We start from the raw sequence: 10,019 nt of genomic DNA on the forward strand, positions 1-10,019 counted from the left end.
GGACTTCCCCGTCCAGCGCGGCTGCCCCTTCGCCGCCCCCGCGGAGTACGACGCACTGCGCACCCACGACCCCGTCGCCCGTGTCACCCTGCCGACGAAGAAGGAAGCGTGGCTGGTGACCCGCTACGACGACGTACGCGAACTGCTCTCCGACCCCCGGGTCAGCGCCGACATCCGCCGCCCCAACTTCCCCGCACTCGGCGAGGGCGAACAGGAGGTCGGGGCGAGGTTCCGTCCCTTCATCCGCACCGACGCCCCCGAGCACACCAAGTACCGGCGGATGCTCCTGCCGGTGTTCACCGTGCGCCGGGCGCGGGCGATGCGGCCCGCCGTGCAGGCCCGCGTCGACGAGATCCTGGACGGCATGCTCGACGGCGGCGGCCCCGTGGACCTCGTCTCCGGGTACGCCAACGCGGTGTCCACCTCGGTGATCTGCGAACTGCTCGGCATCCCCCGCGAGAACCTGGAGTTCTTCCGGGACGTCACCCGAGTCTCCGGCTCCCGCACCAGCACCGCGGAAGAGGTCTCCGAAGCCCTCGGCGGCCTCTTCGGGCTGCTCGCCGAACTGGTCGCCGAGCGGCGGGAGGAACCCCGCGACGACCTGATCTCCAAGCTCGTCACCGAGCACCTCGTCCCCGGCCACGTGACCATGGACCAGCTCCTGTCCACGCTCGGCATCACCATCAACGCCGGCCGCGAGACCACCACCAGCATGATCGCCCTGAGCACGCTGCTCCTGCTGGAGCGGCCGGAGCTGACGGAGGAACTGCGCCGGGACCCCTCCCTGATGCCGGCCGCCGTCGACGAACTCCTGCGCGTCCTGTCCGTCGCCGACTCCATCCCGCTGCGGGTGGCCGCCGAGGACATCGACCTGTCCGGCCGGACGATCCCCGCCGACGACGGCGTCATCGCCCTCCTGGCCGGCGCCAACCACGACCCCGAGCAGTTCGACGACCCGGAGCGCGTCGACTTCCACCGCACCGACAACCACCACGTCGCCTTCGGCCACGGCGTCCACCAGTGCGTCGGGCAGCACCTGGCCCGGCTGGAACTGGAGATCGCCCTGGAGACCCTGATACGCCGCGTCCCCACCCTCCGTCTCGCGGGGGGCCGGGAGGACGTCGTGATCAAGCACGACTCCGCCACCTTCGGCCTCGAAGAACTGAAGGTCGCCTGGTGACCGCCCCCTTCCCGCCGAGCGCGCCCTGCTGGCCCCCGATCCGGCCCGCCGGCCGGCCCTCCGCCCGCGCCGCCCGTGCCGACAGCCCGTGGCTCAGGCGGTGGAGCGGCGCCGCCGCACCCCGGTACACACTGATCTGCCTGCCGCACGCGGGGGGCAGCGCGAGCTTCTACCGGCCCTGGGCGCCGCTGCTGCCCCCCGAGGTCGAACTCCTCGCCGTCCAGTACCCCGGCCGTGAGGACCGCCTGGAGGACCCCGGGGCGGCGGACATGGGCGAGCTGACGGCAGCGGTGGCGGACGCCGTCGCGCCGCTGCTCGACCGGCCGTACGCCCTCTTCGGGCACAGCATGGGCTCCGCCGCGGCCTGGGAACTCGCCCACGAGCTGCGACGGCGCCAACTCCCGGGCCCGCGCCGCCTGTTCGCCTCAGGACGGGCCGCCCCCGGCACCGCAGTCACCGGGCAACTGCACCGCCAGGACGACGACACCCTGGGCGCGGAACTGGCCCGACTGGGCGGCACCAGCCGGGAGATCCTGGACGATCCAGGACTGCGCTCCCTGGTCCTGACGGCCGTGCGCCACGACTACCGGATCATCGAGACCCACCGGCCGCCGGACCTGCCGCCGCTGTCCTGCCCCCTGCACGTCCTGACCGGAAGCACGGACCCCGAACTCGGCCCGCGACGCACCCGCGAACGGGTCGGCGGCTGGGCGGACCTCACCACCGCCCGCACCGAGGTACGCGTCTTCCCCGGCGACCACTTCTACCTCACCCCGCGCCGCCGCGAGGTCGTCGCCACCGTCCTGCGCAGGCTGGACCCCTCGCTGACCACCGGCGGCGCGCACACCTGGCCGAGCACCCCGTGAGCCGCCGACCCGCCGCGCCCGCACGCCCGGCCACCCACGCACGGAGACCAACGTGATCGACTACTACTCGGCCTCGGCCGAGTTCTACGAACTGGTCGCCACCCGGCACACCGCCAGCAGCGGCCCCCCGCTCACCCGCGTCCTGACCGGCCTTGACGTGTCCCACGGACCCGTCCTGGAAATCGGAGCCGGTACCGGCCGCGTCACCGAGGTCATCGCCGCCGCCCTGCCGGACGCCGAGATCCTGGCGGCCGAGCCGTCGGCCACCATGCGCGCCATGCTCACCTCCCGTGTCGCCCGCGACCCCGACCTGCGCCGGCGCGTGACCGTCCTCGACGGAGCGGCCCAGGACCTCGTCCTGCCCGAACGCGTCTCCGCCGTCGTCATCTTCGGCGTCGCCGGCCACCTCACCGTCCCCGAACGGGTGACGCTGTGGAAGCGGCTCGCGGCCCGCCTGCCCGACGGTGCGCCCATCGTCGTCGAACTGATGGGAGTATCCGCGCCCCGCGTCATCCCACCGGTGATGTCCCTGAGGGAGACCATCGGCCGCCAGACGTACGAGTGGTGGATCGGCGGCGAACCCACCGAGGGCGACGCCATGCGGTTCACCACCACCTGGAAGGTCCTGCGCGACGGCCGCACCGTCCGCGAGGTCGCAGACAGCTACGACTGGCACACCTTCGACGTCGCCGTGCTGGCCCGCGAGGCCGGTATGACCAGCCGCCGTATCACCGAGGCGGGCGGCAGGCCCATCCCCGAAATCGGAGTACTCGTCAAGTGAAGCCACTACCGTCAGAAACCGGCCAGGACCCGGTGTCCGAAGATCCGGCGGCCCCTGGCGCGGGAACCGGGTCGCCGCCGCTCCGCGCGCTGGCCGGGCCCGTCCGTGGCCGACTGGCCGTCGCCATCGGCCTGCAGGCCGTCGCCGGCCTCGCCGGAGTGCTGCCGTTCATCGCCGTCTCACTGATCGCCGACCGTCTTACCGGGGAGTCTCCCGCCGACGGTGACGCCTTGTGGCCGATGGTCACGCTGGCCTGCGCGGCCGGCCTCCTCGCCCTGGCGTGCGGCACGGCGGCCGGCGCCCTCGCCCACATCGCAGACAACGGCCTCCAGCTCACCCTCCGAGGCCGGCTCGCCCGGCACATCGGGCGGCTGCCGCTCGGCCGGCTCACCGACCGGGGCACCGGCGAGGTCAAGCAGGCCGTGCAGGACGACGTGGGCGCGCTGCACACGCTGTTCGCCCACACGCTGCTCGATGTCGTCGCGGTCCTGACCGCCCCGGTGCCGGCACTGGCCTACCTGTTCACGGTCGACTGGCGTCTCGCCCTGATCAGCGTGCTGCCGCTGCTGCTGGGCGCGTTCCTGTTCAGCCGGGCCATGGCGGGCGCGGCGGCACAGATGGCCGAGTTCGGTGCCGCGCTGGGCCGGATCTCCGCGGCCGCCGTGGAGTTCGCGTCCGGCATCGCCGTGTTCAAGAGCTTCGGGCGTGGGCGCACGGCCCACGAGCGCTTCGTCCGCGCGACCGAGGGCTTCGCCGATTTCTTCTCCGGCTGGGTCCGGTCCACCCTGGTCACCTCCACCGCCGCGGTCCTGGTGGTCGCACCGGCCGTGGTCCTGCTGCTCCTGACCGTGCTGGGCGCGGTGTTCGTCACGCAGGACTGGATGACCGGCGCCGAACTCGTCCCCTTCCTGTTGCTCGGCCCTGCCGTCGCCGCACCCATGGGTGTCGTGGGGCCCCGCATCCAGCAGATCCGGGCCGGCCAGGCCGCCGCCGTACGCATCACGGAGCTGCTGGACGCCCCCACGCTGCCCGAGCCCACCGACCCCGCCGTGCCCGACGGCCACCACATCGCGATGCGCGGGGTGTCCTTCTCCTACAACGGGCATATGGACGTCCTCAGCAGAGTCGACCTCGACCTGGCCCCTGGAACGGTCACCGCACTGGTGGGCCCGTCAGGCTCCGGCAAATCCACCCTGGCGGCACTGCTGCCCCGCTTCCACGACGTCACGGCCGGCACCGTGACCCTCGGCGGCGTCGACCTTCGCGACATCCCCGCGACCGAGCTGTACCGGCGGGTCGGCTTCGTCCTCCAGGACGTACGGCTCCTGCGGGCGAGCGTCACCGACAACATCCGCCTGGGCCGTCCCGACGCCACCGCCGAGGAGGTCGAGCGGTGCGCCCGCGCCGCCCGCATCCACGACCGGATCACGCAGCTGCCCGACGGCTACGCGACCGAACTCGGCGGGACCGTGGCCCTCTCCGGCGGAGAGGCACAACGCCTGTCCATCGCACGGGCGTTGCTCGCCGACGCGCCCGTCCTCGTCCTCGACGAGGCGACGGCGTACGCCGACCCGCACTCCGAGGCGCTCATCCAGGACGCGCTGTCCGCGCTCGCGGCCGGCCGCACCCTCCTTGTCATCGCCCACCGCCTGTCGACGATCCGCTCCGCCGACCGGATCGTGGTCCTGGAGGACGGACGCGTCACCGAACAGGGCCTCCACGACGACCTGCTGGCCGCACGGGGCCGCTACGCCGCGCTGTGGGAGGCACAGCGCACCACGGCCCCGGACGAGAGCGACCGCGTACCGCACCACCGGCCCGCGGCTGTCCCGGCCGGCCGTGCGGCGGACGACATCCGAGAGGGAAGTGCACGATGATCCGTCAGCTCTACGGCGTCCTGGGACCGGAGGGCTCCCGCCCCCTGAACCGGCTGCTGGTCCTCCAGTCCGGCGCGGCCGTCCTCCAGGGCGTCTCCTTCGCCCTCCTCGTGCCCGTTCTCAAGGCCCTGCTCGGCACCGACCCCGATAATGTCTGGCCCTGGCTGGCGGCGTTCACCGGCGGCGTACTCGCTTACGCGGCGCTCCAGGGCGCCGCCCTCAGCGGCGGGTTCACCGTCGGCTCCCGCCTCTCCAGGGTGCTGCACCGCCGGATGGCCGACCAGGCCCTGCGCCTGCCGCTGGGCTGGTTCACCGCAGGCCGCACAGCCGAGTTCAGCAGGCTGGCCGGACAGAACGTCATCCAGGTGATGAGCACACCGGCCCACCTGCTGCGCCCCTTCATCACCTCTCTCCTCACCCCCGCGACGCTGGTTATCGCCACCTTCTTCTTCGACGTCCGCACCGCCGTGGTGCTCCTGGTCTGCGCACCCGTGCTGTTCGCCGTCCAGCACGCGAGCACGTCGCTGATGCGCCGACTCGACCTCGGCCGCGACGCCGCGATCGGCGAATCCGCCGACCGGGTGCTGGAGTACACGCGCAACCAGCCGGTCCTGCGGGCGTTCGGCAGGACCACGGAGGGGTACGGAGCGCTGGACGACGCCCTGGCGGCCGAGGCGCGCGCCGATCGGCGGCTCATCGCGCGCGGCCTTCCCGGCCTGGTCTCCTTCGCCTTCGCCACCCGGCTCGTGTTCGCCCTGCTGCTGGCACTCGGGGTTTCCTGGCAGCTCGACGGGTCGCTGACCGTGCCCACGCTGCTGGCGCTCCTGGTCCTGCTCGTCCGCCTCATCGACAGCGTATCGTCCGCCGCCGAGTCCGGCGCGGGCATGCGCATCGCCCGCAACACCCTGGAACGCCTGGGCGCCGTCCTCGATGAACCACCGTTCCCCCAGCCCGCAGAGCCGAAGACACCCCGCGACGCGAGCGTGGAGTTCAGCGGGGCCTGCTTCCGCTACGACGACGGGACGGCCGGCACAGACTCGGCCCGCCCGGTCCTGAACGACGTGACCTTCCGTCTGCCCGAGCGCAGCATGACCGCCCTGGTGGGGCCCTCCGGCGCAGGCAAGACCACGGTCGCCGCACTGATCGCCCGCTTCCGGGACACCACGGAGGGCACCGTGCGCATCGGCGGCGTCGACGTCCGCGAGATCGCCGCCGACGATCTGGCCGCCCATGTCTCCCTCGTCTTCCAGGACGTCTACCTCTTCGACGGGACCATTGAGGAGAACGTCAGGATCGCGGTACCGGACGCCACCCCCGGCGCACTCGCGGAAGCCGCGGCTCTGTCCGGCCTCGACCGGGTGATCGCGGAGCTGCCCGACGGCTGGGACACCACGGTGGGGGAGGGAGGCGACCGGCTGTCCGGCGGGCAGCGCCAGCGCGTGTCCATCGCCCGCGCCCTGCTGAAAGACGCACCCATCCTCGTCCTCGACGAGGCCACCGCCGCGCTCGACCAGGAGAACGAGACGCTGTTCGCCGAGACGGTGCGCGCGCTGGCCGACCGCAAGACGCTGCTGGTCATCGCGCACCGGCTGAGCACCGTCGTGCACGCGGACCAGATCCTGGTCCTGGAGGACGGCGAGATCACCGAGCGAGGCACGCACGACGACCTGGTCACGGCAGGCGGCACCTACGCGTCCTTCTGGCAGCGGCGGAGCCGGGCCCAGGGCTGGCGGCTGGAGGCGGCGCACTCGTGATCTCGCACCCGGCACCTGATCCAACGGCAACGGCAACGGCAGCGGCAGCGGCACAAGGAAGGCACGGCACCATGAGCAACGGCCCCCGGAACACATGGGACTCATGGGCGGGTTCCGTCCCGCCGCTCGCGTCGGCGAGCACCCTGGAAGCCGGCCACGACGCCGCGGCCACGGCGACCCGCCTCGCCCGGGCGGGCCTCGCCGACCAGTACATGGTGTACGAGGCGGAGGGCGGCATCTGGCACTTCGCGGCCGGTTCCGCCGTCAGCCTCACCGCGTACGCCGCCACCATCACCGCGCGGGCGGGAGGACAGACGTGGACCTCCCACACCGACGGCGAACCCCTGACCGCGTTCGCCGCGGCGCTGAACGCCCTGTCCGCGGCACACGGCACCCACACCGGCGGACGCCACTTCTACGGCTGGGCGGCCTTCGAACTGGCCCACCTCCTCCACGCCGACCCGGGGGCCACCGGCGACGGTCCTCTGCTGCACGCACTGATCCCGTCCGTCGAGGTGACCCTCACCGGCGACCGGACCGTGGTCCGCGCCGTGGACGAGGCGTGGCTTCGCAAGGCCGCCGACCTGCTGGCGGAGCCGGCGCCCCGGCAGCCCCCGCCCGACCGGACCACTCCCGAGGCGACCGAGCGCGTCATCGCGGCCGGCACCGCCGCCTACGGCAGCGCGGTGTCCCGAACGGTCGAGGACATCCACGCCGGGCTCCTGGAGAAGGCCGTCGTCTCCCGGAAGGTCCCGCTGCCCGCCGAACCACCCGTGGACTTCTCCGCGACCTACCTCGCCGGCCGCCGAGCCAACACACCGGCCCGTTCCTACCTGCTGGATCTCGGCCGCTACCGGGCGGCCGGGTTCAGTCCTGAGACCGTCCTGGAGGTCGGGGAGAACGGCCGCCTCAGCACCCAGCCGCTCGCCGGCACCCGCGCCCGCGGTACGGACCCGGCGGAGAACGAGCGCCTGCGCGCCGAATTGCTCACCGATCCCAAGGAGATACACGAGCACGCCGTGTCCGTGCGCCTGGCCTGGAGCGAGATGGCGGCCGTGTGCGAGCACGGGTCCGTCGCCGTGGAGGAGTTCATGACCGTCCGGCCGCGCGGTTCGGTGCAGCACCTCGCCTCGCGGCTGACAGGCCGGCTGCGGCCCGACGCCGGACCGTGGGACGCCTTCGCCTCCCTCTTCCCCGCGATCACCGCCACCGGCGTCTCCAAGCGCTCCGCCCTCCAGGCACTGGCCCGCCACGAGGAGGGACCCCGCGGCCTGTACGGCGGCGCGGTCTTCCGGGGAAGCACCGGCGGCGCCCTCGACGCCGCCCTGGTCCTGCGCACCCTCATCGGTGAGGGCGACGAGACATGGCTGCGCGCGGGCGCGGGAGTCACCGCTCAGTCCAGCCCCGAACGCGAAGTCGAGGAGACCTGCGAGAAACTCCGCAGCGTCGCCCCGCACCTGAGATACGCCACGGACCGACCGCGGTCCGCGTGATCCGAGCCGTCGCCCGCACCGTGCCGCTCGTTCGACGCCCGGGTGGAGATGCGCGGGACCGCAAGCCCTGCGGGGTGAGCGCGTACGAACACGAGCGCTCCCGGTTAATATGCTCCTTTCGTACCGGAGGTTGGCAGGAAGGGGTGTGCCGCCATCGGCCCGGATGTCGGGGGAGTGGAGGAAGTCCGGCAAGGCGGCCGGAACTCCCCGCGCTGTCCCCAGGCCCACGGGAGGGTGAGGAGCGTCGGCGCGTCCTTCCGAGAGCGACCATGGAACGCAGGATGGATGAGATGGATGGCCCGGGAAAATGCTGAATGAGGTGACCGCGACCCGCTACGTCACGCCCCTGCGTGAGGGCGGTTCGCTGCCCGGGATCGTCGAGGCGGACGATCTCGGGACGTACGTCATGAAGTTCACGGGAGCCGGTCAGGGGCGCAAGACGCTGGTCGCCGAGATCATCTGCGGCGAGCTGGGGCGCAGCCTGGGGCTGCGCGTCCCCGAACTGGTCACCATGCAGCTGGACCCCGTGATCGGGCTGTCCGAGCCCGACCAGGAGGTGCAGGAGCTGCTGAAGGCCAGCGGCGGGCTGAACCTCGGCATGGACTACCTGCCGGGTTCCCTCGGCTTCGACCCGCTGGCGTACGAGGTGAGCCCGGCGGAGGCGGGCCGGATCGTCTGGTTCGACGCGCTGATCAACAACGTCGACCGCTCCTGGCGCAACCCGAACATGCTCGTCTGGCACGGCGACCTGTACCTCATCGACCACGGCGCGACGATGATCTGGCACCACAACTGGCCCACGGCAGAAGCTTCGGCGGCCAAGCCGTACAACGCGTCGGACCACGCGCTCGCCGAGTTCGCGCCGGACATCGCCTCCGCCGCGCGGGCGCTCGCTCCGCTCGTCACCGAGGAGCTGCTCACCGAGGTCACCGCTGCCGTGCCCGACGAATGGCTGGTCGACGAGCCGGGGTTCGAGACCACCGACGAGCTGCGGCGCGCCTACATGGCGCCGCTGCTCGCCAGGGCCGCCACCGTCCACGAGCGCATCGTCATGGACGCCCCCACCAAGACCCGTACCTCGCAGGCGCCGGGCTGGCTCGCCGCCCGGCTGCGCCCCGCGGAGCGGCCCGAAGGACAGGAGCGCGGGCGATGAGCGTGCGGGACGTGTACGAGTACGCGCTGGTGCGCGTGGTGCCGCGTGTCGAGCGCGGCGAGTGCTGCAACGCCGGGGTGATCGTCTACTGCCGGGCGCAGTCGTTCATCGGTGCGCGGACCCATCTCGACGAGGCGCGTCTGCTCGCCCTCGATCCTGCGGCCGATCTGGTGGGCGTGCGGGCCGCGCTCGCGGCGGTCGAGTCGCTCTGCGACGGCGGTGCGGGTGCGGGCCAGGCCGCAGGGGACGATCCCGGACGGCGCTTCCGCTGGCTGATCGCGCCGCGCTCCACCGTCGTGCAGCCGGGGCCCGTGCACACGGGGCTGACGGCGGACCCGAAGGCCGAGACCGAGCGGCTGCTCGATCTTCTCGTGCGGTGAGCGCGCTGAGTGCGGTGGGCGCAGTGCTTCGTGCGGTGGTGAACACCGGGCGCGGGTGAGGGGCGTGCGCGCCGGGCGCGGGTGAAGAAGCCTGTGCGCCGCGCGCCTGCGGGGCGGAGCCGTGCGCCGGGCGCGCCACGGCTCCCCGCGCCCTTCGCACCGTCCCGGTGCCTGCCGGCGCGCCGCCCCCCCGCCGCGGTGAGGCGACCGCCACGGGCCTGGGCCGTTGACACCGCGTGCCAGGGCTTCTAGCGTCTCGTCTGCCGAAGCGACTAAGCGGTCGCTCAGCACACGCGGGTTCCTAGGGCGAGGAGAACAGGGATGTCCACCACCGAGCAGCGCGTCGCCGTCGTGACCGGGGCGGCGCGGGGAATCGGGGGCGCCCCCGCCCCCCCCCCCCCCGCGCCCCGGCCGGGGGGGGGGGGGGGGCCCCGCACATCCTTCCGCTTCCCCCCCCCCCCCGGGGGGCCCCCGCGGGGGCCCCCCCCCCCGCGCGGCGGCGCCCCCCGGTTGATGGCGGCGCACGCAAAGGGAC

The 10,019-nt window shown here is 73.2% G+C and carries 8 protein-coding genes; all 8 read left to right on the forward strand.

Annotated elements, in window-relative coordinates; genetic code table 11:
- On the forward strand, nt 1-1,180 hold a 1,180-nt coding region (locus LCE31_RS26385; RefSeq protein WP_225018385.1), incomplete at its 5' end, for a cytochrome P450.
- On the forward strand, nt 1,177-2,046 hold the full coding sequence (locus LCE31_RS26390; protein ID WP_225018386.1) for a thioesterase II family protein: 870 nt from the start codon (nt 1,177-1,179) through the stop codon (nt 2,044-2,046). The genes LCE31_RS26385 and LCE31_RS26390, both read left to right, overlap by 4 nt.
- 52 nt (nt 2,047-2,098) lie before the next feature.
- The gene (locus LCE31_RS26395; RefSeq protein WP_225018388.1) at nt 2,099-2,827 is read left to right on the forward strand and encodes a class I SAM-dependent methyltransferase; all 729 of its coding nucleotides are present in this window, start codon (nt 2,099-2,101) and stop codon (nt 2,825-2,827) included.
- Complete coding sequence (locus LCE31_RS26400) at nt 2,824-4,704, forward strand: ABC transporter ATP-binding protein (protein WP_374118563.1); 1,881 nt, start codon at nt 2,824-2,826, stop codon at nt 4,702-4,704. The genes LCE31_RS26395 and LCE31_RS26400 overlap by 4 nt, the downstream gene beginning before the upstream one ends.
- The gene (locus LCE31_RS26405; RefSeq protein ID WP_225018393.1) at nt 4,701-6,458 is read left to right on the forward strand and encodes an ABC transporter ATP-binding protein; all 1,758 of its coding nucleotides are present in this window, start codon (nt 4,701-4,703) and stop codon (nt 6,456-6,458) included. The genes LCE31_RS26400 and LCE31_RS26405 overlap by 4 nt, the downstream gene beginning before the upstream one ends.
- Before the next feature lie 71 nt (nt 6,459-6,529).
- Nucleotides 6,530-7,951, forward strand: coding sequence for a salicylate synthase (locus LCE31_RS26410; RefSeq protein WP_225018397.1), 1,422 nt, complete (start codon nt 6,530-6,532; stop codon nt 7,949-7,951).
- A gap of 307 nt (nt 7,952-8,258) precedes the next feature.
- Nucleotides 8,259-9,104: a HipA family kinase gene (locus LCE31_RS26415; RefSeq protein ID WP_225018402.1), complete on the forward strand. Its 846-nt coding sequence runs from the start codon at nt 8,259-8,261 to the stop codon at nt 9,102-9,104.
- A complete protein-coding gene (locus LCE31_RS26420) occupies nt 9,101-9,484 on the forward strand; it encodes a DUF3037 domain-containing protein (protein WP_225018405.1) in 384 nt (127 codons plus the stop codon). The genes LCE31_RS26415 and LCE31_RS26420 overlap by 4 nt, the downstream gene beginning before the upstream one ends.
- Nucleotides 9,485-10,019: the final 535 nt, after the last annotated feature.

This window comes from Streptomyces sp. 8L (genome assembly GCF_020176795.1).
Taxonomy (GTDB): domain Bacteria; phylum Actinomycetota; class Actinomycetes; order Streptomycetales; family Streptomycetaceae; genus Streptomyces.